The organism is Paenarthrobacter sp. NPDC091711, assembly GCF_044756605.1.
Lineage (GTDB): Bacteria > Actinomycetota > Actinomycetes > Actinomycetales > Micrococcaceae > Arthrobacter.
Genome location: NZ_JBIVTF010000003.1, coordinates 215,429 through 240,569 on the forward strand (window position 1 = coordinate 215,429; position 25,141 = coordinate 240,569).

23 protein-coding genes are annotated in these 25,141 nt (G+C 63.4%); 8 read left to right on the top strand and 15 right to left on the bottom strand.

Annotated elements, in window-relative coordinates; translation table 11 throughout:
• Positions 1 to 62: 62 nt before the first annotated feature.
• A complete protein-coding gene (locus tag ACIQH5_RS06775) occupies positions 63 to 1,361 on the bottom strand; it encodes an MFS transporter (RefSeq protein WP_400401431.1) in 1,299 nt (432 codons plus the stop codon).
• 255 nt (positions 1,362 to 1,616) lie between these two features.
• Here ACIQH5_RS06775 and ACIQH5_RS06780 point away from each other — a divergent pair, with 255 nt between their 5' ends.
• Both ACIQH5_RS06780 and ACIQH5_RS06785 read left to right on the top strand, forming a co-directional pair.
• Positions 1,617 to 2,357, top strand: a complete 741-nt coding sequence (locus tag ACIQH5_RS06780; RefSeq protein ID WP_400401433.1) for an IclR family transcriptional regulator — start codon at positions 1,617 to 1,619, stop codon at positions 2,355 to 2,357.
• Positions 2,358 to 2,475: 118 nt separating this feature from the next.
• On the top strand, positions 2,476 to 3,663 hold the full coding sequence (locus ACIQH5_RS06785; protein ID WP_400401435.1) for a 4-hydroxybenzoate 3-monooxygenase: 1,188 nt from the start codon (positions 2,476 to 2,478) through the stop codon (positions 3,661 to 3,663).
• 263 nt (positions 3,664 to 3,926) lie between these two features.
• Here the strand turns inward: ACIQH5_RS06785 and ACIQH5_RS06790 are convergent, their stop codons facing one another.
• On the bottom strand, positions 3,927 to 6,023 hold the full coding sequence (locus ACIQH5_RS06790) for a DUF222 domain-containing protein (RefSeq protein WP_400401436.1): 2,097 nt from the start codon (positions 6,021 to 6,023) through the stop codon (positions 3,927 to 3,929).
• Positions 6,024 to 6,154: 131 nt separating this feature from the next.
• Entirely contained in the window at positions 6,155 to 7,081 is a 927-nt protein-coding gene (locus tag ACIQH5_RS06795) for a helix-turn-helix domain-containing protein (RefSeq protein ID WP_400401437.1), read from the bottom strand.
• Between the two features lie 211 nt (positions 7,082 to 7,292).
• Between ACIQH5_RS06795 and ACIQH5_RS06800 the strand changes: the two genes are divergently transcribed.
• Positions 7,293 to 8,675, top strand: a complete 1,383-nt coding sequence (locus tag ACIQH5_RS06800; protein ID WP_400401439.1) for an MFS transporter — start codon at positions 7,293 to 7,295, stop codon at positions 8,673 to 8,675.
• Between the two features lie 122 nt (positions 8,676 to 8,797).
• Here the strand turns inward: ACIQH5_RS06800 and ACIQH5_RS06805 are convergent, their stop codons facing one another.
• Positions 8,798 to 9,658, bottom strand: a complete 861-nt coding sequence (locus tag ACIQH5_RS06805; protein WP_400401441.1) for a class II glutamine amidotransferase — start codon at positions 9,656 to 9,658, stop codon at positions 8,798 to 8,800.
• A gap of 21 nt (positions 9,659 to 9,679) precedes the next feature.
• On the bottom strand, positions 9,680 to 11,080 hold the full coding sequence (locus tag ACIQH5_RS06810; protein WP_400401443.1) for a glutamate decarboxylase: 1,401 nt from the start codon (positions 11,078 to 11,080) through the stop codon (positions 9,680 to 9,682).
• A 135-nt stretch (positions 11,081 to 11,215) separates the two neighbouring features.
• Between ACIQH5_RS06810 and ACIQH5_RS06815 the strand changes: the two genes are divergently transcribed.
• Positions 11,216 to 11,986, top strand: a complete 771-nt coding sequence (locus tag ACIQH5_RS06815; protein WP_400401444.1) for an IclR family transcriptional regulator — start codon at positions 11,216 to 11,218, stop codon at positions 11,984 to 11,986.
• Between the two features lie 21 nt (positions 11,987 to 12,007).
• On the opposite strand, the gene ACIQH5_RS06820 is transcribed toward ACIQH5_RS06815, so the two are convergent.
• The 6 genes from ACIQH5_RS06820 to ACIQH5_RS06845 are packed head-to-tail and all read right to left on the bottom strand — an operon-like array spanning position 12,008 to position 17,837.
• Complete coding sequence (locus ACIQH5_RS06820) at positions 12,008 to 12,961, bottom strand: sugar kinase (RefSeq protein ID WP_400401445.1); 954 nt, start codon at positions 12,959 to 12,961, stop codon at positions 12,008 to 12,010.
• Positions 12,958 to 13,638, bottom strand: a complete 681-nt coding sequence (locus ACIQH5_RS06825; protein ID WP_400401446.1) for a bifunctional 4-hydroxy-2-oxoglutarate aldolase/2-dehydro-3-deoxy-phosphogluconate aldolase — start codon at positions 13,636 to 13,638, stop codon at positions 12,958 to 12,960. Before ACIQH5_RS06825 ends, ACIQH5_RS06820 begins: the two co-directional genes overlap by 4 nt.
• A complete protein-coding gene (locus tag ACIQH5_RS06830; protein WP_400401448.1) occupies positions 13,635 to 14,411 on the bottom strand; it encodes an SDR family oxidoreductase in 777 nt (258 codons plus the stop codon). The genes ACIQH5_RS06825 and ACIQH5_RS06830 overlap by 4 nt, the downstream gene beginning before the upstream one ends.
• Positions 14,408 to 15,472, bottom strand: a complete 1,065-nt coding sequence (locus tag ACIQH5_RS06835; protein WP_400401449.1) for a zinc-binding dehydrogenase — start codon at positions 15,470 to 15,472, stop codon at positions 14,408 to 14,410. The genes ACIQH5_RS06830 and ACIQH5_RS06835 overlap by 4 nt, the downstream gene beginning before the upstream one ends.
• Positions 15,469 to 16,485 (bottom strand): C-terminal binding protein, encoded by a 1,017-nt coding sequence (locus ACIQH5_RS06840; protein ID WP_400401450.1) that lies wholly within the window; start codon positions 16,483 to 16,485, stop codon positions 15,469 to 15,471. The genes ACIQH5_RS06835 and ACIQH5_RS06840 overlap by 4 nt, the downstream gene beginning before the upstream one ends.
• Positions 16,485 to 17,837, bottom strand: a complete 1,353-nt coding sequence (locus tag ACIQH5_RS06845; RefSeq protein WP_400401452.1) for an MFS transporter — start codon at positions 17,835 to 17,837, stop codon at positions 16,485 to 16,487. The genes ACIQH5_RS06840 and ACIQH5_RS06845 overlap by 1 nt, the downstream gene beginning before the upstream one ends.
• A gap of 290 nt (positions 17,838 to 18,127) precedes the next feature.
• Here ACIQH5_RS06845 and ACIQH5_RS06850 point away from each other — a divergent pair, with 290 nt between their 5' ends.
• Positions 18,128 to 18,337: a hypothetical protein gene (locus ACIQH5_RS06850; protein WP_400401453.1), complete on the top strand. Its 210-nt coding sequence runs from the start codon at positions 18,128 to 18,130 to the stop codon at positions 18,335 to 18,337.
• Here ACIQH5_RS06850 and ACIQH5_RS06855 read toward each other — a convergent pair.
• Entirely contained in the window at positions 18,306 to 20,165 is a 1,860-nt protein-coding gene (locus tag ACIQH5_RS06855) for a glycoside hydrolase family 15 protein (RefSeq protein ID WP_400401454.1), read from the bottom strand. The two genes, ACIQH5_RS06850 and ACIQH5_RS06855, sit on opposite strands and share 32 nt — an antisense overlap.
• A gap of 99 nt (positions 20,166 to 20,264) precedes the next feature.
• Positions 20,265 to 20,930: a TetR/AcrR family transcriptional regulator gene (locus ACIQH5_RS06860; RefSeq protein ID WP_400401456.1), complete on the bottom strand. Its 666-nt coding sequence runs from the start codon at positions 20,928 to 20,930 to the stop codon at positions 20,265 to 20,267.
• Positions 20,931 to 21,079: 149 nt separating this feature from the next.
• Between ACIQH5_RS06860 and ACIQH5_RS06865 the strand changes: the two genes are divergently transcribed.
• Entirely contained in the window at positions 21,080 to 22,132 is a 1,053-nt protein-coding gene (locus ACIQH5_RS06865) for an NAD(P)-dependent alcohol dehydrogenase (protein WP_400401458.1), read from the top strand.
• A gap of 69 nt (positions 22,133 to 22,201) precedes the next feature.
• On the opposite strand, the gene ACIQH5_RS06870 is transcribed toward ACIQH5_RS06865, so the two are convergent.
• Both ACIQH5_RS06870 and ACIQH5_RS06875 read right to left on the bottom strand, forming a co-directional pair.
• On the bottom strand, positions 22,202 to 23,131 hold the full coding sequence (locus ACIQH5_RS06870; RefSeq protein ID WP_400401460.1) for an EamA family transporter: 930 nt from the start codon (positions 23,129 to 23,131) through the stop codon (positions 22,202 to 22,204).
• A complete protein-coding gene (locus ACIQH5_RS06875; protein WP_400401462.1) occupies positions 23,128 to 23,730 on the bottom strand; it encodes a helix-turn-helix domain-containing protein in 603 nt (200 codons plus the stop codon). The genes ACIQH5_RS06870 and ACIQH5_RS06875 overlap by 4 nt, the downstream gene beginning before the upstream one ends.
• Before the next feature lie 117 nt (positions 23,731 to 23,847).
• Between ACIQH5_RS06875 and ACIQH5_RS06880 the strand changes: the two genes are divergently transcribed.
• Both ACIQH5_RS06880 and ACIQH5_RS06885 read left to right on the top strand, forming a co-directional pair.
• Positions 23,848 to 24,744, top strand: coding sequence for an SDR family oxidoreductase (locus tag ACIQH5_RS06880; protein WP_400401464.1), 897 nt, complete (start codon positions 23,848 to 23,850; stop codon positions 24,742 to 24,744).
• Positions 24,745 to 24,859: 115 nt separating this feature from the next.
• Complete coding sequence (locus ACIQH5_RS06885; RefSeq protein ID WP_400401466.1) at positions 24,860 to 25,090, top strand: DUF6458 family protein; 231 nt, start codon at positions 24,860 to 24,862, stop codon at positions 25,088 to 25,090.
• Positions 25,091 to 25,141 lie beyond the last annotated feature (51 nt).

Here is a 25,141-nt window from a genome sequence, read left to right on the forward strand (position 1 = left end):
TAGCCACCGGGCCTGGCTTTAGGACCCAGCGCGCAGGCTTAGGTTCAGCGCTCCCTTGGCGTCTACTGCTCTACCGGTACGCCGGTATCGGCCGTCTTGACCGCATGCGGCACGAGGAACAGTGCGGCTACGGCCAACAGCCCGGCGGCGGCGAACACGTAGAAGCCGGCAGGGTAGGCGATGTTCGCGGCAACCAAGGTACCTGTCACTGCAGGCCCGACGATCGCGCCGAGCCTGCCCACCCCGGCTGCGAATCCCAACGCGGTTCCACGGAGGCGGGGCGGGAAGAGTTGGCTGACCCAGGCGTAGACCAGCACCTGTGAGCTGAAGACGAAGACGCCGGTGACGAACACGGCAGCGTTGAGCAGGAACTCGTTCTGGATCTTGACGCTCAGAATGGCCAGGAACACGGCGGACAACCCGAACCACATGAGCACGATCTTTTTGGTCCCGTGTTTGTCGGCAAGGATTCCGGCAAGGAAAAGCCCAGCAACGGCACCGAGGTTCAGAACCAGCAGCAGGGTAAGCCCGGTGCTGACGGGGTATCCGGCCGCGGCCATCAGTTGCGGCAGCCATGTATTTAGGCCGTAGACCAGCAGCAGCCCCATGAACGAGGCGATGCCAATCCCCACGGCAACTTTGGGATACGGCTTCTGCAAAAGGTCGCGGAAGCCCGTCTTTGGTTTGGTGGCCGTTGAACTCACGACGGCGTTGGTCGCGTTTGCGGGTTCGCTCGGCTTTCGCTTGCCGGCTTCTGCCGAACCAGCCTTGGCGGAGGCAACCTCAGGGAGTGATTCCGGGAGTTTGGCCCACAGGAAGGGCAGGAGTGCCAGCCCGGCAACGCCGCCGATGACGAACATGAGGCGCCAGTTCGGAACGATGAAAATTGCCAGAAGTGCCGTTGCTACAGCGCCCACGTGATAGCCGGTCATAGTCCGGGTGGTGGATTTGCCGGCTGATCCGGCTGGAGCGTAGTCGTTGATATACGCCAAGGCGGCGGGGAGGCAGGCGCCCAAGCCGAGCCCGGCCAACATGCGAAGCAAGGAGAAGACTGCCACGTTCGGGGCAAAGGCAACCCCGATGGTGAACAGTGAGAAGCTTCCGACGCAGGCGATCAGCAGTTTGCGGCGTCCGAACTTGTCCGAGAGGGGCGCGATAAAGAGTGCACCAAGGCCCACGCCCACCAAGGAAATGGTGGCGGCGAAGGTTGCCCCGAACGCGTCAAAACCCAGTTCGCCGGTCTTGATAAGGGTTGGGATGACGGTGCCCAGCACCACGAGGTCGAAGCCGTCCAGCACCATGGCCAGCCAGCAGAGCCAGACAGGCCATTGGGAGCGGCGGGCAGATGACATCGTTGGCATAGCGTCCTCGGTACTTCTCACAGGGGTCTTATGGGAACTCTCGACCACAGAACGATCGGTCGGTCGGTTAAGAGAGTTGTATCACCGCATGATGTTGCTTGGCACACGTTCTACCATTGAATGGAAGCTGGTGACACGGAAGGCGCCCGGTGCAGCGTCAGTTGGTAAACCGGGATCAGCGCAAAACAACAGTGCTCATTCAGAGCAGAGCATCAAAGCTGATGACACAGCGACCAGGAATCAAGGGAGCACGCCATGGCCAACTCGGCATCAGGCGATTCTGTGGTGGACCGCGTGGTGAGGGTCATCGAAGCCTTTCCGGAAGGTGCTACCTCGCTGCAATTGAGCGAGTTGGCTGACCGCTCGGGGCTCCCGTTGTCATCAGCCCACCGGCTGGTCCGGCAGCTCTCCGAGCATGGACTCCTGGATCTTGGCGCCGGCGGGACCGTCCGCCTGGGACTGCGTTTGTGGGAGCTCGTCAACCGGAATTCGCCCACTCTGGCTCTCAGGCAGGCAGCAATGCCGTTCATGGAAGACATTCAGCAAGTCCTCAACCAGAATGTAAACCTGGCTGTGCTGGACGGATGGGAAGCGCTCTTTGTGGAGCGGCTGTCCCGGCGGGGGTCAGTAGCCAACCGGGCGCGGATTGCCGGGCGCATGCCGGTCCACATTTCCTCCGCAGGGCTGGCCCTGATGGCACACCAGTCGCGTGAACTGCAGGTGGAGTACCTCGAGCAGTTCTCCGATGCGTCCGGAAAGGTAACCGCCGGCGTCGTGCGTCATCTTCTGGCTGAAGCGGCGCAGCAGGGGTACGCCCAACTGGCTGGCGTGGTGGACCCGGACACGTGGGGAATTGCCGTGCCGGTGATCAACAGCAAGCGTCGCACCGTGGCAGCCCTCGGAGTGGTTGTGCCGTTAGCCGAGATGCGGCTGCAGGCGCTGGTACCCGCGCTTCAAACGGCGGCCCGGGGTATCGGGCGTCAGCTCGGCGACTAGAGTCCAACTTCCGTTCAACGGAATTGACGTAACGCCAATCACGCCTCGCGGGCCACACTGATTTCAGATTCATCCCGCTTCATTGCAAGCCGGGATCCGCAACGAAGCGAGGAAAACCATGGCACGCACACCGATAACCACCCAAGTCGCCATCATGGGCGCGGGCCCCGCCGGACTAATGCTCTCCCACCTGCTGGCAAAGCAGGGCATTGAATCCGTGGTGGTCGAAATCCGCAGCCGCAAAGACATCCAAGAGACCGTCCGGGCAGGCATTTTGGAGCACGGCACCGTGAACCTCCTGGTGGATTCCGGCGTCTCGGACAGGGTCCTGCGCGAAGGCGACCGGCACGACGGCATTGAGTTGCGCTTCAACGGCGAAAGCCACCGCATCAACTTCAAGGAACTCGTCGGTGAGTCCGTGTGGCTCTACCCGCAGACCGACGTCTTTATGGATCTCGCAGCCAAGCGGGAAGCCGACGGCGGCGACATCCGGTACAGCGTCACGGACACCACCGTGCACGACCTCGAAGGCAAGCCCAAAGTCTGGTTCACCGACGCGGACGGCCAAGAGTTCGAGATTCAGGCCGACTTCCTGGTGGGTGCCGACGGTTCGCGCAGTCACTGCCGCTTCCAGATCCCCGAAGCCAACCGGAAATGGTACTTCCACGAGTATCCGTTCGCATGGTTCGGCATCCTCGCTGAAGCTCCGCGCAGCGCTGACGAACTCATCTACGCCAACTCCGAGAACGGTTTCGCCCTGATCAGCCAGCGCACCGAAACCGTTCAACGCATGTACTTCCAGTGCGACCCCAAGGAGAACGTGGCCGACTGGGACGACGAACGCATCTGGACCGAGTTCCGCAAGCGCGTCAACGGCAACGGGTTTGAACTCAAGGAAGGACCCGTCCTGGAAAAGATGGTCCTGCCGTTCCGCAGTTTCGTGCACACCCCCATGCGACACGGCAACCTTTTCCTCGCGGGCGATGCTGCGCACACAGTCCCGCCAACCGGTGCCAAGGGCCTCAACCTGGCCATCCACGACGTGAAGGTGCTGTTTGAGGGTCTGGATTCCTTCTACTCCAACGGCTCCACTGCGCTGCTCGATTCCTACAGCGACCGCGCGCTGGACCGCGTCTGGAAGGCTCAGCATTTCTCGTACTGGATGACGTCCATGCTGCACACCGTTCCGGGCGCCGACGACTTCGACCGAGCCCGCCAGCTCGGCGAGCTGCACTCCGTGGTTACGTCAGAGCACGCCAAGGCGTACCTGGCGGAGTCGTACACGGGCTGGCCGACCTCGCGGTAGTGCCGGTTCCGGGATCGCTGGCGTTGCGCTAACTGCGGGTTGCTTGTCGCGAGCCGCCGACGGCAGGTGACACGGGGCGGGCTGCTGGAGAGCGCTGGTCTGACCTCGGAACCCGTGCCGTCCCTTCGCATTTGGCGCACCCCGGAACCCTATCGCCCCTCGCAGTAGGCAGGGCGGCACATCGCACTAACCCACGGCATCAAACGGTCCGTCCGAGGCAGCCCTGTTTACTTGGCGGGCACGGTTCATGTTCTCTGCGTTCTCTATGTTCTTTGGGGTGTGTGGTGGTGGTTGCGTCGTGGTTTCTGGTTTGGGTCGATGTGGGGTGGGGGGATGAACCAGGGGACCCCGGTTCTCATGTCGATACGCCATTGTTCTTTATGGATGAGGTGGTGGTGGTGGCTGCAGAGCAGGGTGCCGTTGTCGGTTCCGGTGGTGCCGCCGTGTGACCAGTAGGTGGTGTGGTGGGCTTCGCACCAGGGGGCGGGCATGGTGCAGTCGGGGAAGGCGCAGCCGCCGTCGCGGGCGGTGATGGCTTTGCGGATGTGGGGTGGGAAGATCCGGGTGGTCCGTCCGATGTCCAGTAGGCGGGAGTCGCTGCCGAGCAGGACGGGGAGGATGTCCGCGTCGCAGGCGATTTTGCGGATGGTGGTCGGGTGGATCGGGCCGAGGAACGTCGCTGTCCCAGACCTTGACCCGGTGCCGGTGCCCGCCCCTTTCCGAGTCCGGGTCCGGGTCGCTGTTCCTGTGCGGCCGTGGTCTTCATGGTGGCTGGTGTCGTTGAGTTGGTTGAGGAGTTCTTGGTAGCCGATGGTGACGGTGAGTTGGGGTCGGAGTCCGCCGTTGGAGGGTAGTTTCCCGGTGGTCATCGCGACACTGCAGGCCCCGACGAGGCCGTTGAGGTGTTTCTGCGCCCGGGTACGCAGATCCAGGACTGGTCCGGCCCCGGCCCCTGCCCCGTCTCCGGCTTCCGTGTCAGCTGCGGCTGCGGTGCCGGTGTCGTCTGCGGTGCCGGCGTTGGACTCGGTTCCGGTGTTGGTGGTGAGTCTGGGGTTGGTGGCGGTGTTCATGACGGTGGTGAGTGTTTCGTATTGTTCGTCGGTGGCGAAGATTTCGATGTGGTGGAGTCCGTAGCGGCGTCGGCGGCGCAGGAACGCGCCTTGGTGCTGACGGAGGACTTCTTCGGAAGGTTCAGGGCCGTCGTGGTCGATGTAGTCGATCCAGCGTTTGGTCATTTTGGTGAGGAAGTCCGGGTCGGTCTCCACCGCGGTGCCGGTCAGGGCTTGTTCCATCCGGGTGATGGTTTCGTCGTCGGTGAGGTGCCGGACTTTGTCCAGGGCGGTGCTGATGATCGTCGCGGACCGGGAAGGCACCAACGCGGCCCCGACAGCGTCGGCGAGGATTTCGCGGCGGGCCGGGATGTCTTGACCGGTCATTCCGGTTTGCGGGAGGACCTCGGGGGCGAGGGCGAGCCTGCGCCGGGCTTCACCGATACTGATCCGTAACCGTGCCCGAAGGAACTGCGCCGCGTCCCGGTACCCGTCATCCACCACACTGCGCCCGTCATCTACAGCTTTGGTCGCCCCCGGAACCGTTGCGCCCGTGGCTGGTTCGGTCCAGCCCGTCCGCCACTCCGGTGCTGCCGCCGAGGACCCCGGACCGGTTTGCTGTGCCTCTCTACGGGTCCGTTCCACAGCCTGGGCCGCGACCACCTGCAAAAACTCCACCGACCGGGAAAGCTCCTCGACCCTGCCCGCGAAATCAGCAGCCTCAACAAACCCCAACAACCGCACCTCATCGGCCGCTATGGACCGCAACGCGTCAGTTGCGGCAGCACCCTCAACAAGCGCCGCGTCCAATGCAGGAACACCAGACAACGGAGACTCGGTGGACAACCACTCGAGCGCTGATTCTGGAGGGGCGGGGAAGGACGCGGGTACGCCTTCCGGTGCGGGTTCCTCTGACGCTGCCGACGGCTCGAGCAAAGCCGCGGGCACCACTCTCAACTCGGATTCCTCGGGCTGCGGAACCGTTCCCAGCTCGGATTCCTCGGGCTGCGGCACCGCTCTCGACTCGGGTTGAGGCACCCCGTCCGGCTCGGATTCCTCGGACTTGAGCAAAGCCGCGTGCACCCACTCCGACCCAGGCTGTACGGGCTGCCCGGGCTTTGACAATGACTCGAGTTCAAGCAGCATCCCAGAGGTCCGGGAGGTCTCGGCGTTGGTGCCTAACGGCGTCGGGCACTTGCGTGCTGAGAACCGGGAAGGCATGTTGAGGGGAACAGGCGAGGCATTCCTGGACACCTCACTGGCGCCGGGCGAACCTGCCCGCCGCGCCAAGATCTGCCCTATGCCTTCCATGAGTCAACCCTGTCACGAGGGCTCGGCAGCTATCAGCCCCAATCGACGCTATGTGGAAAACTCCCTCCGAAAGCTCGAGTTGTCGTTGCATGTGATCCCGCCACGACGCCGGGCTGAAGTTTATTCGGGGCCTACCTGACGAGCCCGGATTGATGGTGGAGACCGGCTGGTTTACGGGCGTCGATTTCCGCCAAACGGCGCGGGATTGCCCCGACGCCGCCCGAACTTTGGAGAAGCTGCAGCGCCGTCGCCGCCGGCGAGCCCGGTTCTGCGGCGTACAGGAGCACCCGGTGCCCGGATTCGTCCGGGGGCGTGAGGACCTCGAAGTTCAACTCCAGGTATCCAATCTCAGGGTGGTGCAGGTATTTCACGCCGGACATGCAGTTCTCCACCGGATGCTTGGCCCAGAGCCTCGCGAATTCCTGGCTCTTCAACGTGAGCTCTCCAACCAGGGATGCCAGTTCCTGGTCATCGGCGGATTTTCCCGCCACGAGGCGCAATGATGCCACCGCCCGGCTCGCCTCCTCGGGCCACCGGGTGTAAAGCTCCCGTGTGTGATCGTCGAGGAACAGCAATCGGGTCATGTTGGGACGGCTGGAGGGGCTCTCCGGAGCTGCGAAGTCAACGTGTCCGGCAACGAGCCGGTGTCCCAAGGCATTCCACGCCAGAACTTCGCTGCGACGGCCCAGCACCACCGCGGGCGTACCGGGCATGGACTGGATCAACCTCAATGTCCCGGGCCGAACTTTGTCCGGCTTGGCCAGCGAGCGCCGCTTTGTCTTTCCGGGGCGCGCCAGATTGAAGAGGTGTGCGCGTTCGTCCATGCTGAGGTTCAAGGCCCGGGCAATTGCGTCGATGACAGCGTCTGAGGCATTTGTGCTCAGACCCTGCTCCAACCGGGTGTAATACGTGGTGCTGACCCCGGCCAGCATGGCGAGCTCCTCCCGCCGCAGACCGGGGACGCGGCGGATGCCGTAATTCAGAACGCCGACGTCCTCAGGCTGCAAGGCTGCCCTGCGGACGCGGAGGAACTCCCCAAGTTCACTGTGTGTACCCATGATCCCATTGTTCAGCCATCGGCCCGGATTGTCCTGTCACTGTCAGTGGTACCCACAGCGGGGTGTGGTTGCCGATCACGGAAATGTCCACGCTGTAGGCATGCCAACAACCAAAAGAATCCGCCATTCCGACGCCGGGCCAATGCAAAGCGGGGCTTCACAAAGCGGGCCAACGCAAAGCAAGATCCCACAAAGCCAAGCAACACAGAGCATGACCCCCAAGCAGCGGCTGGCGCTCATTGTCCTCCTGACAGCGAGTTTCACGCTGGCTGTCGATTTCTCCATCCTCAACGTCGCTCTGCCTGCCATCGGTTCGGATGTTGGCTTCTCACTGGATAACCTGCAATGGGTCGCAACAGCGTTCGCCCTCTGCGCTGCCGGGTTGACTCTGCTGTTCGGTCGGGTGGCCGATCTGGCGGGGCGGCGGAAGATGTTCCTGATCGGCATGGCGTTGCTCGGGGCAGCGTCATTGGGGGGTGGGCTGGCCGCCGAACCTGCGGTGCTGCTGCTGGCGAGGGTGGGCCAGGGCATTGCCACGGCCATGGTGGTGCCGGCCGCCCTGTCCTTGTTGTTGGTTTCGTTTCCGGAAGGCCCTCTTCGGGACAAAGCACTTGGCCTTAATGGCTCCCTGATGGCTGCCGGATTTACCACCGGGGCAATTCTGGGTGGGTTATTGACTGATCTCCTGAGCTGGCGGTGGGCTTTCTTCATCAATGTTCCCGTTGCGGCGGCCGTCCTCCTCATCGCGCCCGTTGTCCTCGCCGAGAGTAGGCCCACGTCCAAGCTCAGGCTCGACGTTCCCGGGGCCATCACCGTCACCTTGGGTCTGTTCGCCTTGGTCTTCGGCTTCACTCATGCTGCAGCGCATTCGTGGACCAACCCCCTCACGCTCGGTGCGCTTGCGGCCGCCGTCGTCCTCTTTGCAGTCTTTGCCGTGGTGGAAAGCCGCGCACCGCACCCGTTGGTGCCTCTTGCCATCCTCAAGCGTTCAAACGTGGCGTGGGGCAACGTTGCCGGAGTTCTGGCGTTTGTTACCGAGACATCCTTGGTGTTCCTGCTGACCTTGTACCTGCAGCAGGTTCTGGGCTACACGCCGCTCGGCGCGGGCCTCTCCTTCGCCGTCCTGGGCTTGGGCACGGTCCTTGGGGGCATGGTGGGCCCGAAGGTGATCGCCAGGGTGGGGAGCAAGAACGCCATGGTCTACGGGTTCGTGGTTCAGGCGCTGGCTACGGGAGCGTTGGTGTTGCTCAGTTCAGATCCGGCATCCATTGGGCTCCTCCTGGTGGCGACATTCATGGGTGGTGTGGCTAACTTGGTGGTCATCGTGGGCTTCATGGTGACCGCCACATCAGGTCTCCCCGAAGCGGATCAGGGCATGGCAACGGGGCTGGCCACCATGAGCCAGCAGATCGGCATCACCATGGGCATCCCCGTGATGAGCGCGGTCTTCACTGCTCAGTTGCTTGCCGTCGGCGCGAGCGACGCACCCGCGGTGCTGAGCGGCGTTACGGTTGCCATCGCCGTAAATGCGGCGCTTTGCCTCGCGGCTGCTGCAGCGGTTGCGGTCTTCCTCAAGAAGCCAGCTGCGGCCTGACGCCCCGGAAAGGCGGGAAACCCCGGAAAGGCGAGAAACGCACGACGGCGGGAGGTCGCCGTCGTGCGTTTGTCCTGTCGGGTGCGGACTGACAAAGTGAGCGCGGCAGGACCAGCGGCAGGTCAGGGCTGTTGTGACGCTGCCGCGGCTGGTTCGAGGTCGGCGAGGGTGAGCAGATGGGTGGGAGCGTTCGGGAAGTGCACAGTGGAGGTCACGCCCAGGCCGGGCCCAACATGGATCAGCTCGCCGGATTCCATGGGACGCCACCCCGGGTTAGGGTCCATGGGTTCAGTGGCGAAGAGAACGTGCGGGGAATGGGAAAGCCCGGTGCTCCTTGAGCGGATTCGGTGACTTCGAGCGTCCAGCGGGGCGGACGCAGTGGCCGGTTGCCTTTCGAGCACGAACAACTCGTGGGTGGCCGGGTACCTCAGCGCCCACATGTCTGTTGCGGTGGACAGGATGAAGTTGAGGCTGAACACGGGTAGTTCCCGGGCCACCCAGTTGATGGCCTCCACTATGCCGGTCCCCACATCTCCGCCGGCTCTTCGCGTTTCCGCCGTGATCAGTGCGAAGAGGCGCTCACTGTCGGACTGTCCCAGCACCAGGTCCATCACGCCGAGCTCGTTGAGGCGCTGATCGAGGTGTTCCAGGCCATGAAGAACGCCGTTGTGCGCAAACAACCGCCCGTCCTGCTCAAACGGGTGGGTGTTGACCATAGTGAGCGCGCCGGTGCTGGCATACCTCACATGGGCGAGGAACGTGGTGCTCACCAGGTCCCTCGCTTCACGGGCGAACGCGTGATCTTCCCATGCTGCCAAAGGCTGTTTGGCCACGTGAGCTTTACCGGCCGAGTCGAAAGTGCCAATGCCGGCGCCGTCAGGTTCCCGCCGGCTTTGAACGGAGAGGCTGTCCGGGGCATCCAACAACCAGAACGTGGCACGCTCCGGCCGTGGACCGGCGTGGAGCCCGAAGAGACGGCACATGGCGAACTTCCCTTCCAAGGGTTAGTGGTGGAAGCCTTCTGATTGCTTGATGGTGGGCATCGGTGCGGTGAGGCTGTCCAGGTAGTCCACTTCCTTCTTGAGGTCAGCCAGGAAACTGGAGGCGAGGTCGCGGGTGAAACCGTTGCGGACCACGATCCTCTGGACGGTGACCTCGCTCAGACCATCGGGCAGGGGGTACGCCGGAACCAGCCAGCCGTTCATCCTGAGCCGCTCCGAGAGGTGGTGCAGGTTCCAGTGTTCGGTGTGACCGTCGCTGAGCTGCCAAGCGAACACTGGAATGTCGGACCCGTCGCTCCACAACGTGAACGCGTCCATGGCCCCGATTTCGCTGGAGAGGTAAAGCGCCACATCCCGGGACGTCGCCTGGACGGACCTGTAGCCGGCAAAACCAAGGCGGAGGAAGAGGTAATACTGCAGTAATACCTGAGCGCCGGGGCGGGAGAAGTTCAGGGCAAACGTGGGCATGTCCCCGCCCAGGTAGCTGACGTGGAAGATCAGGTCCTCGGGGAGTGCCGCCGCATCCCGCCACACCACCCATCCGAGGCCGGGATACACCAGCCCGTATTTATGGCCGGAGGTGTTGATCGACGCGACGCGGGGAAGCCGGAAATCCCATACCGTTTCCGGTTGCAGGAACGGCGCCACCATGGCCCCCGAAGCTCCGTCCACATGGATGGGGATGTCCAGTCCGCGGCGTGCCTGGATCTCGTCCAAGGCTTCGGAGATGAGTTCCACGGGTTCGTACTTACCGGTGTAGGTGACGCCAAGGATGGCCACGACGCCGATGGTGTTTTCGTCCACGTAGTGGTCAAGGTCGTGGCCGTCCAAGGTGGGGTGTTCGGCCGAGACCGGGACAAAACGGGGCTCCACATCCCAGTAATTGCAGAATTTCTCCCAGCACACTTGGACCGCCGAGCTGAGGATGAGGTTGGGTTTCTCAGTGGACTTCCCGGCGGCGCGCCTTGAATGTTGCCAGCGCCGCTTCAACGCCAACCCGCCCAGCATGCAGGCCTCGGAGGAACCGATAGTAGAGGTGCCGACGCTCTTCGCGGGATCCGGCGCATTCCACAAGTCAGCGAGCATCCGCCAGCACCGGGTTTCAATGAGCGCCGTTTGGGGGTACTCGTCCTTGTCGATCATGTTCTTGTCGAACGTCTCGGCGTACAGCTTTGAGGCTTCCGTTTCCATCCACGTACCCACAAACGTGGCCAGGTTCAGCCGGGAATTGCCGTCCAGCATCGCTTCATCGTGGACAACCTGGTAGGCCGTGGCGGGCAGGGACTCGCCGTCGGGCAGGGTGAAACGGGGAAATATGGTGGATTCTCCGGGCCTGCTGAACAAAGGATTGAGTTCGACAGCGGTGTCCGGTTCATGCTGTGACGCTCGGTGGGACCTGCTCATGGGGCAACTCCTTGGGGATTGTCCGCTTGCGCGGGGGCGCAACCTGTCTGCGGCTCACGCTACCGGGCACGGGCCGCCCACCCAAGGCTTCCCATATATAGGGAGTCATTCCGGTTTCGTGGGAGAATCGGAGACATGGAAGCCACTACCGCCGGAGCCCGGACGCTTGAACGCGGACTCAGCCTGATTGACCACGTAGCGGCCGGCAACCATCGGCTCGAGGACATCACCAAAGCCGCAGGACTCAGCAGATCCGCCACCCACAGAATGCTGACCTCCTTGGTGGGAGCCAGGTACCTGAGCCAGGCGGAGGACCGCAGCTACCACCTGGGCGCGAAGCTCTTGGAATTGGGCACACAAGCCCAAACCAGCATCGACCTTCCCGGTGCCGTGCAGCAGATCCTGTCCGACATTGCCCGCATCACCTTGGACGCGACCCACTTGGGAATACTCTCCGGGGATGAAGTGGTCTATCTGGCTAAGGCCCGTGGGCACCGGGGATTCGAGATGACGTCCTATCCGGGTGTCCGGCGGATGGCCCAAACCACCGCGCTGGGCAAGGTGCTGCTGGCGGAGAAGGATGACTCTGAGGCCATCAAGGCCTTCAACCACACCATCACCCCAACGCCTCTCTCCATCAGGACTGCCGAAGATTTCCTGACCGCACTTCATCAGGCCAAGCAAAACGGTTACGCGATGGACGACCAGGAGAATGAGCTCGGAATCACGTGCCTGGCCATCGGGATACCTGACTTGAGCGGAGCCATGGCTGCCGCCGTCTCAGTCTCGGCACCCAGCGTCCACATGACCCCCGAGCGCATCCAATCCCTTGTTGCTTTGCTGCAGAAGTTCCAGCCAGAGCTCACCAGCTGCCTGCCGCCGGGATTTGAAAGGGCTTGGATCTAGGCTCAGCAGATCCAGCCCCGGCTACCGGGCCACGGGCTCCGAAGCATCCAGCAGACCCAACTCGCTCCGCCGCGGCATGCCTTCCCAATCGCCGGGCACCAAACAGGCGAAAGCGCCGGTTCGCACTGCCGTGAGCAGGCTGTCTCCCACGGAAGCTCCAGCGAGGAGGTCGGAGATATATCCGGCCACGAACGCGTCACCTGCGCCTACGGTGTCTACAGCGTTGATCCGGACTGCCTTCTGGCGATACTCGGCGCCGTCGATGACACCGACACAACCCAGCGGACCGTTCTTGATGATTACTTGCTCCGGCCCCAAGGCGGCGATCTTGTGTGCGAGATCGAGGGAATCCGCCGCGTGGCCCACAGCGATTGCGGCTTCGTCGTCGCCGGCAAAAACGATGTCCGCCAGTTCAATAAATTTGCGGAAGACCGGCCCGGCCTTGTCCTCCGTCCACAGTGCAGCCCGGTAGTTGAGGTCGAACGAGACCGTCACCCCGGCTTCGCGCGCCACGGACACAGCGAACATCGCCGCTTCGTAGGCTGACTCAGACAGGCCGGGAGTGATTCCCGTCAGGTGCAGGAGCTTCGCGTTCCGGATGGCATCCACGGGGACATCTTCCGGAGCCAAGCGTGAGCCCGCACTGGCGGAGCGGTAGTACCAGACTTTGAGGTGCTCCAAGGTGCGGCGTTCCTTGATCATGAGGCCAGTGGGCGCCTCTGCGTCACGGATCCCCAGCGTGGTGATGCCCTCGCCGGCCACCTCGCGGAGCACCAGGTCACCGAGGCTGTCTTGGCCTACCCGTCCGAGCCACGTCACGCTGGTACCCAGCCGTTTCAAGGCGATGGCGAAGTTGGTCTCGGCTCCGCCCATGCCCAGTCCCAGCGAACGTGCATGGGCCAAGGGGCCAGGCGTTTCGGCCTTCATCAGCGCCATGGTTTCGCCCATGGTCACCACGTCCGTATAGGTAGTCACTTGGCTGCCCTCGTTTCCATGGCGTCCGCCACCAGTCGGCTGAGTTTCTCTGCCCGCGCGGTGAGTTCCGTCAAGCTTCCGCCTGAGAAGGCATCGCGCAGGAGCGGACCGCCGAGACTGACGGCCAAGGCCCCGGCTGCGATCCACTCCGGAGCGTCGTCGATCCCGATGCCTCCGGACGGGACGATGCGCATATCCGGAAAGGGTCCCCGGAGCTGGCCGATGTACCCGGCGCCCACGGCCGAGGCCGGGAAAAGCTTCACCGCTGTGGCTCCGGCTTGCCAGCCCGCCAGCAGTTCAGTGGGCGTCAGCCCGCCCGGGAACACCGGGATGCCACGCTCGACGGCGGCGCTCACCACTGCGGTGACCATCGCCGGCGTGACGAGATAGTCCGCACCGCCGTCGAGGGCTTGCCGTGCCTGGCCCACGGTGGTGATGGTGCCGACGCCGATCTCGGCATCAGTTCCGAATTGTTCCTTGAGCAGCGGCAGTTCCTCGAAGACTCCCTGCGTGCTGAGGGTCAGCTCAATGGACCGGACGCCACCGCGCACCAGTGCATCAATCACCGGGGCGTACTCGCGGGCGTGGTGGGCTCGCATGACCGCCACCACGGGGTTGGCCTGCAGGATCGCCGAAGGGGCCGGGCGCTGAATGTTGCCTGGTTGAACGTCGCTCATCGGGCCAGCCACCCGCCGTCCACCGGAAGAACAACACCATGGACATAATCCGCGGCGGGCGAGGCAAGGAATACCACTGCCCCGGCCAGGTCGTTACCTGTTCCCCAGCGGGCGGCGGGGATCCGACTGGATATCTGCTCATTCCGCACGGAGTCGGCCAACAGGGCCTGATTCATGTCCGTGGCGATGTAGCCCGGGGCCACCGCATTGACGTTCACGCCTTGCGGGGCCCATTCGTTGCAGAGAGCCTTGGTCAGTTGGGCCACCGCACCCTTGGAAGCCGCGTAGGCGGGAACCCGTAACCCGCCTTGGAAGGTCAGGAGGGAAGCCATGTTGATGATTTTGCCCTGTCCGCGCTCAACCATGGCCTTTCCGAAGCCTTGACAGAGCTGGAAGACGGCCCGGGTATTGATGTTCATGACGGCGTCAAAGTCTTCCAGCGGGAACTCTACGGAGTCGTGGCGGATCTGGGTTCCGGCATTGTTCACCAGGATGTCGATCCGGTGCTTTGCCAGCGTTGTTTGGATGGCTGCGGCCACGGAATCCTGGCTCGACAGGTCGATTGCGACAGCCTCGGCAGTGAGGCCTGCCGCTGCCGCGGCACGGGTCAATTCCGGTGCGAGCGGTCCACGCTGCAGCGCAACCACGTTGGCGCCAGCCCGGATCAGGCCCAAGGCAATGCCCAAGCCGATACCCCTGGACGCTCCGGTGACGGCCGCCGTCGAGCCTGTCAGGTCAAAGGGCGCACGCAGCGCCGGTGCGATGTCAGTCATGCTTCTTCCTTGCCTGGGCCCACTGCAGTGGCGGGGCCCACGAATACTTTGAGGACCGCTCCGGCGGTCATGGCCTTGGTGAACGCGGCCAGGGTTTCTTCGAGCGGGAAGACCTCCACCGGGATACGGCCCAGCCCAAGGTCGCCGCCCTCGATCAGGCGGACGGCACGTTCGACGTCGGCCCGTGTGTAGACGCGGACGCCCACCACAGTGTTTTCGGCGAAGGTGAGTGCCTGCAGGTCCACCTCGACGGGCTTCTTATAGACACCCACCAGGACGATGGTGCCCAGGACACGGACAGCCTTCGGCAGGACTGCGGCCACGGAAGGGTGAGCAGCGGAATCAAAAACGATGTCTGCGCCGTCCCCGCCACTTGCCTCCAGGATGGCCTCGATAGGGTCTGCTCCGGAAGCAACGGTTTCGAAGCCAAGCTCTTCAGCCACCTTGCGGCGATCCTCGGAGGGCTCGGAAATCAGCACGCTGCCGGCCCCTTCGTGACGCGCAACAAGTGCCGTGAGGATGCCAATGGGACCGGCGCCGAACACCACGACGCGCTCGCCGCCCCGCAGGCCCGAGCGGGAAACGGCATGCACGGCGACGGCCAGTGGCTCCGCCAGAGCGGCCTCCAGGAGTGGAACTGCTGAGCTGATGGGGATCAACGTTTCCGCCGGCAGGGCAACGTATTCCGCCAGGGATCCCGCGACGTCGATCCCGTAGAGCTCCAGGCTGCGGCACACATGTGTGTCCCCCTGCCTGCAGGGGTGGCAGTTTCCGCAGTGGATCAAGGGCTCAACGATGACCCTGGTGCCCGTTGCCGGACCTTCCGGGGTGGCGATTTCCACGATGCCCGTGATCTCGTGGCCCATTACCACGGGTGCTTCGGCGCGGGGGTGGCTGCCGTGGAGGATGGAGAAGTCCGTGCCGCAAATACCGGTGAGCTCCGACCGGACCAAGGCCCAGCCCTCCGGCACCTCGGGGAGCGGCACGGTACGGTATTCGATGGTGTCCGGGCTGGTCCAGACGGCCGCGCTCATGGTCTTGACCTCAGTTTCGATGCTCATGAAGCCACGCTTCCCATCAGCACTTCATGGTTGAGGATGTTTCGCGGCGTGCGGCCAGCACATACCTCCACCACGTTTTCCACCGTGCGTCGCTTGAGTTCCGCATAGGACTCCTCGCTGTACCAGGCAGCGTGCGGTGTGAGGACCGCATTGTCCAGTTCGAGCAACGGACTGGTCCTGGGCAGGGGCTCAACTTCGAAGACGTCCAGGCCTGCAGCATGCAGCCGTCCGTCCTTGAGTGCCGCCGCCACAGCATCCGTATCCACTACTCCGCCGCGGCACGTATTTACCAGCACAGCGCCCGGCTTCACCCTGTCCAGGACATCACCGTTGATCAGATGGTGCGTGTATTGGTTGAGCGGCACATGGAGGGAGATCACATCGGCACGGGCAATGAGATCCTCGAAGCTGACCACGGTGATCCCGTCCTCCGTGACAACCCCGGGCGCCAGCAACGGATCGGAACCAATGACCTGGTAGCCCAGTCCCTTCGCCTTCCGGCCCGTGGCTGCACCAATCAAGCCCAACCCCACCACCCCGAACACGCGCTCGCTGATCCGGTGCAACGGCTGAACCGGCTGAAGGGAGTAATCGCCGCGGCGTAAACCGCGGTCCAACTGCGCTATCCCGCGCGCCAGGCTGACTGCCAGGGCAATCGCATGGTCGCTGACGTCTTCCGTGCCGTAGTCGGGGACGTTGCAGACGGCGACGCCGCGCGCGGTGGCGGCTTCGACGTCGAGCGTGTCAACCCCGACGCCGTAGCGACCGATCGCTTTCAGGCCAGGCAGTGCGTCCAAAACCTTGGCTGTGATGGGCGCGTATTGGACCACGATTGCGTCCGCTCCGGCAGCAGCTGAAATGACCTCTTCTTCGGTCCGGCATTGAGCCAACACCAGTTCGACGCCGGCTGCCTGGGCGACAGTGCGCTCTATGTCGATTGAGTCGTGGTCGCAGTCGGTGATGACGATTTTGGTGCGATTGTTGGGCGTTACGGGGATGGTGGGTTGTTGCATTACTTGGCGTCCTCTTCAAGGAGAAGGTCACGGTCGACCGTCTCCGGGGATTTGATGGTGGTGAACAAGCTGATGCCCATAATTGCCATCATGTAGATGGCAACGGGGATCCAGGATCCGCTGAATGCCGTGACTAAAGCGGAACAGATCAGCGGGGCGACGCCGCCGCCAAACACGGAGGAGAACTCGCGGCCAAGGGCAACACCGGCATAGCGGTAGCGTGCACCGAAGAGTTCAGGGAAGTACGCGGCCTGGACGCCTACGGATCCCTGCGCGGCAAAGATGAAGCCCAAGACGATGACCAGCGAAATCAGGAACAGATTGCCGGTGTTGATCAACAGGAAGGCCGGGATGGGGAAGATGAATAGGAAGGTGGTCACCACAAGGTACATGGAGCGGCGACCGAACCTGTCGGAGAGGTTGCCGAACACGTAGGCGGACACGCAGGCGAACAACGCACCAACCAGCAGTACCTTGGGGATGAATGTGGCGTCGATCTTGAGTTGGCTGATGAGGTAGGAGCCCAGGAAGACCTGGAACAGGTAGGAGTGGGCGTTGGTGCCAACGTTCATGAAGAACACGCGGAAGAGGTTCTTGCGGCCGTTCTTAACCACATCCGCTACGGGAGTGTCCTTCTTGCCGATCGCACCTTCCTGCTGAAGCTCCTGGAAAACAGGGGATTCCTTGAGCTTGCGGCGGATGACGTAAGCGGCGATCGTCACGAAGATCGACGAGAAGAAGACCAGTCGCCATCCGTAGGACTCCAGCGCTTCCTTGGGCATCATCTGGACGAGGATCCACACAACTGCGCCGAGAGCCGTTCCGGCCGCTGCCCCGACGAAGACCAGCGAGGCGTACTTGCCGCGCTGGCCCTTGGGGGCGGTTTCCGCGATGAGGACCACGCCGCCGGCTTGCTCAGCGCCGGCGCCGAAGCCCTGGAGGAACCTGCAAGCCACCAGGAGTGCCGGCGCCCAGAGCCCGGCTTGCTCGTAAGTGGGCAGCAGTCCGATGGCGAACGTCGCGATGCCCATGAGGAAGAGGGTGGCCACCAGCACCCACTTGCGGCCCAAGCGGTCGCCGTACTTGGAGAAGAAGAGTCCTCCCAGGGGCCGGGCGCCGAAGCCAACGGCATAGGCGCCGAAGGCTGCGAGGATGCCGATCGCAGGATCGACGTTGGGGAAGAAGATCGTGTTGAAGATGATCGCGGAGGCGGTTCCGTAGATCACAAAGTCGTACTGCTCCAGGGCGGTTCCGATGAGTCCTGCCCATGCTGCACGGCGGACGTTCTTCACCTCGGACGGGGTGCCGGTACCTGGCCGGCCGGCATTCTGAACAACGCTGTTCTCAGTCAATCTTGTCTCCAAGCGAGTGATGGCTAGAGGTAGTAGCCGTTTGGTGGGGGATATTTTTTTCAACATTCCGATTATCGGGATGCCATCCCGAAAACCGCTGGAGATAAATGTAGCCCATCTTCACCGCGTTAGAAAGCGATTTCTTGACGAGGGTGGAAAACAAGGACGCAAAAACTGCCCGACGGCGGTAATGGCCGTCGAGCAGTTTGTTTGAGTTAGCCGGTGGAGGAGAGGCCTGGTCCGGCGCAGGGAGGCTATCGCTGACGAACTGGTGATGGGACCATTGACGTATGGGCGAACAAGAGAATGTGCAGCCCGTCGAGGGCGCAGCATCATCAGGCAGCGCAATGTCAGAAGAACGGGGAGACCCCACCACGCAGCAGATGCGGACCGTTGGCCAGCGACGACGCGAAGCCGAACGCAAGCTGGACCTTCACTTGGAGGAAGCGAGCCACAAGGGCGAAGTGCCTACCGAAGGCGAGGATCATTCCGAAGCGTAGAACCGCTGGCCCGGCCCGGATGTTTGGGCCTGTGGAGCGGCGTGTCACTGCTGTGGGCTTCGCCCTGGTGAAGCTGCAGGGCGCTGTGAATCAGCGGGAAATGGCTGAAAGCTTGCGGAGTGTTGCCGAGGTGCCGTTGCGTCCGTGGATCCCACTCCTCGCTGAGCAGCCCCACATCATTGCGCAGGCTGAGCAGTCGTTCGAAGAGCTGGGTCGCTTCCCCGGTGCGGCCGATTCCCAGCAGCGCATCCACCAGCCAGAACGAGCAGGCAAGGAAAACCCCTTCATCGCCCGGAAGTCCATCGTGGCCGGACTGGGTGTGATACCGGAGGACCAGGCCATCGTCACTGAGTCCTTTCTGGATGGCGTCCACCGTCCCGGCAACCCGCGGATGCCGATGCGGCAGGAAGCCCACCCGTGGAATCAGGAGCAGGCTCGCGTCCAATTCCGTACTGCCGTAGGACTGTACAAAGGTGTTGAGTTTCTCGTCGAAGCCCTTGGTCATCACATCTGCGTGGATCTCGCTGCGAAGCGCCGCCCACCTGTCGGCAGGGCCCGGCAACCCGGATGTTCGGACGGCTTTGACCATACGGTCCGCAGCCACCCACGCCATGACCTTGGAATGGGTGAAGTGTTGCCTCGGTCCGCGCATTTCCCACAGACCGTTATCGGGCTGGTCCCACGCCCCCTCCAGGTACTCCATCAAGGCCACCTGAATATCCCAGGATGCGTCCACCGTGCTGTCGGGGGAAGCCGCCCGGGTGAGTGAGAGGCCATCCAGTACCTCGCCCCACACGTCCAACTGGAGCTGCGGGGCAGCGGCATTTCCGGTCCGCACTGGTTGTGAACCTTCGTAACCGGAGAGCCAGGGAATGTCTGCCTCCGGGAGTCTCCTGGCGCCGTCGAGCCCGTACACAATCTGAAGTTCCGAGGGGTCGCCGGCGACAGCGCGCAGCAGCCAATCCCGCCACGCGGAGGCCTCTTCGGTGTAGCCCGCGGCGAGCAGTGACTGCAAGGTCAGTGTGGCGTCGCGCAACCAGCAGTACCGGTAATCCCAGTTGCGTGGTCCACCCAGTTGCTCGGGCAGGGACGTGGTTGCGGCGGCCACGATGCCACCGGTAGGCGCGTACGTCAGGGCTTTGAGAGTGATCAAGGACCGCTCCACCGGCTCCTTGTACTTGCCCGTCATCTCGCTGCGGCCAATCCATTCCAGCCAGAACTTCTCCGTTCCGGACAACGCTCGGAACGGGTCGATCCGTCGCGGTTCCCGTTCGTGGCTTGGCGCCCATCGCAGCACGAAAGGCACGCGCTCGCCGGCCCTCACCGTGAATTCGCTGTAGGTGCGCTTGTCCCGGCCCTCCAAAGTGACGGGGGTGGTGAGGTAGGCCGAGTCGGGGCCGGCCACCGCGCTGATGCCGTGCTCGCTGTGCCGGACCCACGGCACCACGCGGCCGTAGTCGAAGCGCAGAACCAATTCCATCTGCATGGTGACCTCGCCGGACAGCCCCTCGACGATCCGCACCAGATCCACGGCGTCGTCGCGGACGGGCATGAAATCGATGACCCGGACTGAGCCTCCGTCAACTTCCCATTCCGTTTCCAGGATCAGCGTGTCCTCGCGGTATTGGCGGCGCGTGCAGTTGCCGCCATCTGGTGTCCCGGCGGGCGCGAGCAGCCAGCGGCCGGCGTCGGGGTTATGCAGCAGTGAGGCGAAGCAGGCCGGGGAATCGAAGCGCGGCAGGCACATCCAGTCAATGGAACCGCTGCGCCCCACCAGGGCGGCCGTGTTCAGGTCCCCGATGATGGCATAGTCCTCGATCCTCGCCATGAACAAAACTCCCTCAGTCGGCGTCGTCAGCTATGCCCGAACCGTACCCCGTGGGCCTGAGTGCCTCCAATGAGACTCGCGCGTCCTGCCGGAGGGCTTTTATTCGGTGCCGGCTTTCAAGCGCTGGAGGCCGTCAAGGATGAGGTCCAGGCCGAACATGAACTCGTCGCCAAAGTCGTAGCCGGGTTTGAGGACATGCTCGACGGCGATCTCCACCATGCGCGGATACTCACCTGTAGAGAAGCGCTCCATGATCGGTTTGGTGATTTCCGCCGCAGTGTCCCGGCCCTCGAACGGCAGGGCAGCTTCCTGGACGGCGAATCCGTAGATGTAGCTGTCCAGCAGGGCGTAGGCGTGGGCGGTCAGTTGCACTGAGAAGCCCGCAGCCCGCAAGGTGGCGAGGGTCGCTTCGTGGTGTCGGAGTGTGGCCGGTCCCGGGGCGGAGCGGCTTTCCACCAGCCCTACTGCCCAAGGATGCCGCTTAAGTGCCGCCCGCACCCCCGTTGCCCGCCGCTGCATCTCTTCGCGCCAATCGCCGTCGGACACCGGAAGGTCGATTTCGCTGAAGACGATGTCCACGATTCCATCCAGGATTTCGTCCTTGTTGGCTACGTAGTAGTAGAGCGACATGGGTTTGGTCCCCATGCTGTGGGCAAGCGTACGGATGGTCAGGGCAGCGAGCCCGGATTCGTCCGCGAGGGCAACGGCGCACTCCAGGACGCGTTCCCGGCTCAGGGGGAGGCGCTGGGGTGTTGCTGCGGTCACGGGATCTCCCTCGGCTCGGAACGGATTCTAGTACCTCTAGACCTTTAGTACAGTGTACGGTAACGTCATTAGTACATCGTACGAAAATCGCTGAAACTACCCTGCAACCCCGAAAGCATGCCCCAAAAAACACCCTGAAAGGTCCGGCCATGACCACTGGTCAGCAAGCCAAAGAATCACGTCATCACAAGCGGCGGTCCATGCCGGGTCCCTTCATGAGGGCCATCGTCCAGGAGGCCTATGGTTCCGCCGACGTCCTGCACGAGGCTCAGGTCCCGCGCCCGGCCATCGGGGAAAATGAAGTGCTGGTGAAGGTTAGGGCCGCCGGGTTGGACCGTGGGACATGGCACATCACCAGCGGCTTGCCCTATGCGCTGCGCCTGGTCTACGGTTTTCGCGCTCCCAAGCAGCCCGTTCCCGGGCTGGACCTCGCCGGTACCGTTGAGGCTGTCGGTTCCAAAGTGACGCGGTTTGTTGCGGGCGACCACGTCTTTGGGTCGGGCAAGGGATCGTTCGCGGAGTACGCCGCCGCCCATGAAAACCACCTTGCCCTCAAGCCCGCGAGCATCAGCTTCGAGCAGGCCGCGGCGGTGCCGGTTTCCGCCTGCACCGCTCTGATCGCGCTGCGTGCCGGCGGTATGGATCCGATGAAGGGCCTGGTGTCGAAAGGCCTCAAGGTCTTGACAACCGGCGCCTCCGGAGGTGTGGGCAGCTATGCGGTGCAGCTCGCCAAGGCGGCAGGTGCCCAGGTTACGGGTGTTGCCAGTACCGCCAAGGTGGACCTGGTTCGAGCGCTGGGCGCAGACCATGTCATTGACTACACCACGCAGGATTTTGCTGATGGCACGGAGCGCTACGACGTCATCATCGACATCGCTGGCAATCCGTCCGTTGCCCGTCTTCGGCGGTCCCTCACCCCCGAAGGCACTGCTGTGATCACCGGCGGCGAGGAAGGCGGCTCGTGGACGGGAAGCCTGGACCGCCAGCTGCGGGCGGTGGCACTCTCCCCCTTCATCAAGCAGCGGCTCGCCATGATCGTGGGCGTCCAGACGGCTGGAGACCTGGAATACCTTGCAGGGCTCTTGGATGAGGGAACCATCAGCCCCGCCATCGACCGCACGTATCCGCTGGCGCAGGTCCCCGAGGCCATGCGCTACTTCGACGCCGGTAACGCCCGCGGGAAGGTGGTCATCACCATCTGAGCCCGGCAGGATTCCGATTCTGGGCTCCAAGGATTCTTTGAGCAGCAGCCCAAGCCGTGTTCGAGCATCTCAGCTCTCGTTCCGCGGGGTGGTGGCTGGAAGGGCTTGGGCGAGGGGCGGTTCCAGGCCGGCTACGGGATCGTGCGATGCCGGGCGCCGGTCCCCGCCACGCTGGGCTGCGGCGCCCGCCACCACCACCAGCGTGATGCCGATGAACTGGATGATGGACGGTTGTTGATGTAACACCAGCAGCCCAAGGAGAACGCCAAACGCCGGCTCCAAGGACATCAGTGTGCCGAAAGCGGTGGACGTCATGCGCCGCAAAGCCATCATTTCCAGGATGAAGGGGAGCACTGGCATGAGCACGGCGACTCCGAGGGCGGCCAGCAGAACTTCCACACTGAGGTGTCCCGCGGCCTGCGGGACACCGACGATTGCCGCTGTAATAGCGGCCACCGGAACAGTGAGCGAGAGCGCTCCGGTTCCCGTGAAGCGATCGCCGATCCTTTGGGTCAGCAGGATGTAGGCACCCCAGCCGACGGCCGCGATGACTGCGAACATGACGCCCAGGGCATCGATCCGGCCATGCCAAGGTTCTGTTAAAAGGACGACGCCGGCCAGCGCCAATGCCGGCCAGGCAAGGGCTTTGCGGTTGTGGCTTCGGATTGCTGCCACTGTCAGCGGCCCCAGGAACTCGATGGCCACGGTGGTGCCCAAGGGAATCCGCTCAATCGCGGCGAGGAACATGATGGTCATGAGGCCGGTGGCGACACCGAGTCCGAGAAGGGGAAGAACGTCCGGACGGCGGACGGAGCGAAGCGGCGGGCGGGCAATGGCCAGGAAGATGATGGCCCCCATGCTCAACCTCAGCCACGCCGTACCTGCCGGGCCCACCTCGGCAATGAGATTAACCGAGAATGCGGAGCTCAGCTGGACGGAGATCATGGCCGCAACAGCAAGTCCCCATGGTGGAACAGGGGCGCGCTGAGGAGTCCTCATGATCCCGCCTCCTGCGCGTGTCCTGAGCCGACGCCAGGCTCGAAAACTGCCAGGGAGAACCGAGTTGGACCCGTGCCGAGGTTTGCGTAGGAATGGGCGATGTCGCCCGGAAAGGTCATGGAGTCGCCCACCTCAAGGATGCTCACCTGTCCGTCGACGTCCACGGTCAGGGAGCCCTGGAGAACCTGCAGAAGCTCCTTGGTTCCGGAGGCGTGGGCTTCGCTGGCGTGGTGGTCTCCCGGGCCCAAGGTCCAGTCCCATAGCTCCACCACATCCGGAGATTCGGTGCCAGCCACCAGGATGCCGCGTCCACCCCGCTCGCTGCTCCACAAGGTTGCGCCTTCGCCGCTGCGGGTGACGTTGATCGGCTTGGGGCGCGGGGACTCCACCAGTGCGGGAAGCCCGACGCCTAAGGCGTCGCTGATCCGCAGCAGTGTCCCGACGCTGGGGTTCGCGGCACCCTGCTCCACGTTGATAATCATCCTTCGGCTCACGCCGGCGGCCTCGGCCAGGTGATCCAGCGTCCAGCCGCGGGCTTGGCGCTCTTGCTTGACCCTGGCTCCGATGGCCAGTGAGAGGGCGGTGGTGCTTTCATCCATAAGTGCATCATAGTGCACTTTGAGTGCACTCTAAGCGTCCAGGCTAACCATGCCCTAGCCTGGAGCTCCCATCGCGTGCTACCACTGACCCTAGGAACAAACCCCTGAGGAGAAGCCGTGGCCGAAGACCTTCCTGTCCTTGTTGTTGGTGCAACAGGTTTTCTGGGCGGCCAAGTAGTGGACGAGCTTCTCAAGCGCGGCAAGAAAGTCCGCGCCTTGGTGAGGCCCAAGTCCAACGCCGCCAAACTTGAGGCCAAGGGCGTTGAGATCGCCCGCGGCGACATGCTGGATGCCGCCTCCTTGATCGCCGCGATGACCGGCGTTTCCGCGGCCATCTCCACGGCGGCCGGCTATACGCGCAATGACAAGAACGCCAAGGCAATAGACACCTTTGGCAACAGGAACCTGGCTGTCGCGGCCAAGCACGCTGGAGTGCCGCGCTTCGTGCTGATCAGCATCGTCACTTGCGACCAGACGCCCCAGATTCCCCATTTCTGGAACAAAAAGCTGGCCGAGGACACCTTCGAAGAGCTCGGCGTTCCGTTTGTGGCACTCAGGCCCGGCGCCTTCTTTGACCAGGCGGTGGGGATGGGAGGGGATCCCTTCGCCAAGGGCCGCTTTGTGTGGCTCGGTTCCAAGGATGCCCGGCTCACATTCGTCCTGGCCAGCGACGTCGCAGCGTACCTTGCGGAGGCTGTGGACGCCGACGTTGTTGATGGGGAGCGCATCGATATTGGGTGGAGCAGGCCCGTGAGCATCCATGAGGCAGCGGAAGTGGCTGGCCGCCGGGCCGGCAGGCAGATCAAGGTAATGTCCATACCCGCCGGCGCTATTGCGGGGCTCGGCAAGGTGACCGCGAAGGTCCTGCCGTTGGTGGGCGATATGGCCAGCATGGTGGCGTGGTTCGAGACCGGAAAATACGTCGCTGACGTCACTCGCCAGGAACAGGTGTTCGGTCCCGCGCCCACTCCCGAGGACGCAATTGTCCGGGTGGCTGAACGCTACGGCCACTAAACAACACGGACCAACGCGGCTCAACGACTGGCCGAAGACGAAGATCATAAGTATCCTGATGACACAGATTCGGTCGTAAGCCCTGACTGCGCCGAACAGACACGAGGAGCACGTTATGAGAATCGGTTCTTCCATTGCCCTGATTGCCGTTGGAGCTATTCTGGCCTTCGCGCTCGCCCCCGGACTTATCCCCTTCCTCGATCAAGTCCTGGTGGGCTACATCCTGATGGTGGTCGGCGTCATCGGACTCATCATTTCCATCGCCATGTCCAGCCGGACCCGCCGCACGGTGGTTGAACGACGCACCGCTCCCGAAACTGTTGTTGAGCGGCGCCGGGAAGTCTAGCAGCCGCAAGAAACGCAAGAAGCGCACGACGGCGACCATCGCCGTCGTGCG

What these genes read in the sequence shown, in the direction of transcription:
- ACIQH5_RS06775 (WP_400401431.1), bottom strand. Translation starts at nt 1,361, where the DNA reads ATGCCAACGATGTCATCTGCCCGCCGCTCCCAATGGCCTGTCTGGCTC.
- ACIQH5_RS06780 (WP_400401433.1), top strand. Translation starts at nt 1,617, where the DNA reads ATGGCCAACTCGGCATCAGGCGATTCTGTGGTGGACCGCGTGGTGAGG.
- ACIQH5_RS06785 (WP_400401435.1), top strand. Translation starts at nt 2,476, where the DNA reads ATGGCACGCACACCGATAACCACCCAAGTCGCCATCATGGGCGCGGGC.
- ACIQH5_RS06790 (WP_400401436.1), bottom strand. Translation starts at nt 6,023, where the DNA reads ATGGAAGGCATAGGGCAGATCTTGGCGCGGCGGGCAGGTTCGCCCGGC.
- ACIQH5_RS06795 (WP_400401437.1), bottom strand. Translation starts at nt 7,081, where the DNA reads ATGGGTACACACAGTGAACTTGGGGAGTTCCTCCGCGTCCGCAGGGCA.
- ACIQH5_RS06800 (WP_400401439.1), top strand. Translation starts at nt 7,293, where the DNA reads ATGACCCCCAAGCAGCGGCTGGCGCTCATTGTCCTCCTGACAGCGAGT.
- ACIQH5_RS06805 (WP_400401441.1), bottom strand. Translation starts at nt 9,658, where the DNA reads ATGTGCCGTCTCTTCGGGCTCCACGCCGGTCCACGGCCGGAGCGTGCC.
- ACIQH5_RS06810 (WP_400401443.1), bottom strand. Translation starts at nt 11,080, where the DNA reads ATGAGCAGGTCCCACCGAGCGTCACAGCATGAACCGGACACCGCTGTC.
- ACIQH5_RS06815 (WP_400401444.1), top strand. Translation starts at nt 11,216, where the DNA reads ATGGAAGCCACTACCGCCGGAGCCCGGACGCTTGAACGCGGACTCAGC.
- ACIQH5_RS06825 (WP_400401446.1), bottom strand. Translation starts at nt 13,638, where the DNA reads ATGAGCGACGTTCAACCAGGCAACATTCAGCGCCCGGCCCCTTCGGCG.
- ACIQH5_RS06830 (WP_400401448.1), bottom strand. Translation starts at nt 14,411, where the DNA reads ATGACTGACATCGCACCGGCGCTGCGTGCGCCCTTTGACCTGACAGGC.
- ACIQH5_RS06835 (WP_400401449.1), bottom strand. Translation starts at nt 15,472, where the DNA reads ATGAGCATCGAAACTGAGGTCAAGACCATGAGCGCGGCCGTCTGGACC.
- ACIQH5_RS06840 (WP_400401450.1), bottom strand. Translation starts at nt 16,485, where the DNA reads ATGCAACAACCCACCATCCCCGTAACGCCCAACAATCGCACCAAAATC.
- ACIQH5_RS06850 (WP_400401453.1), top strand. Translation starts at nt 18,128, where the DNA reads ATGGGCGAACAAGAGAATGTGCAGCCCGTCGAGGGCGCAGCATCATCA.
- ACIQH5_RS06855 (WP_400401454.1), bottom strand. Translation starts at nt 20,165, where the DNA reads ATGGCGAGGATCGAGGACTATGCCATCATCGGGGACCTGAACACGGCC.
- ACIQH5_RS06865 (WP_400401458.1), top strand. Translation starts at nt 21,080, where the DNA reads ATGACCACTGGTCAGCAAGCCAAAGAATCACGTCATCACAAGCGGCGG.
- ACIQH5_RS06870 (WP_400401460.1), bottom strand. Translation starts at nt 23,131, where the DNA reads ATGAGGACTCCTCAGCGCGCCCCTGTTCCACCATGGGGACTTGCTGTT.
- ACIQH5_RS06875 (WP_400401462.1), bottom strand. Translation starts at nt 23,730, where the DNA reads ATGGATGAAAGCACCACCGCCCTCTCACTGGCCATCGGAGCCAGGGTC.
- ACIQH5_RS06885 (WP_400401466.1), top strand. Translation starts at nt 24,860, where the DNA reads ATGAGAATCGGTTCTTCCATTGCCCTGATTGCCGTTGGAGCTATTCTG.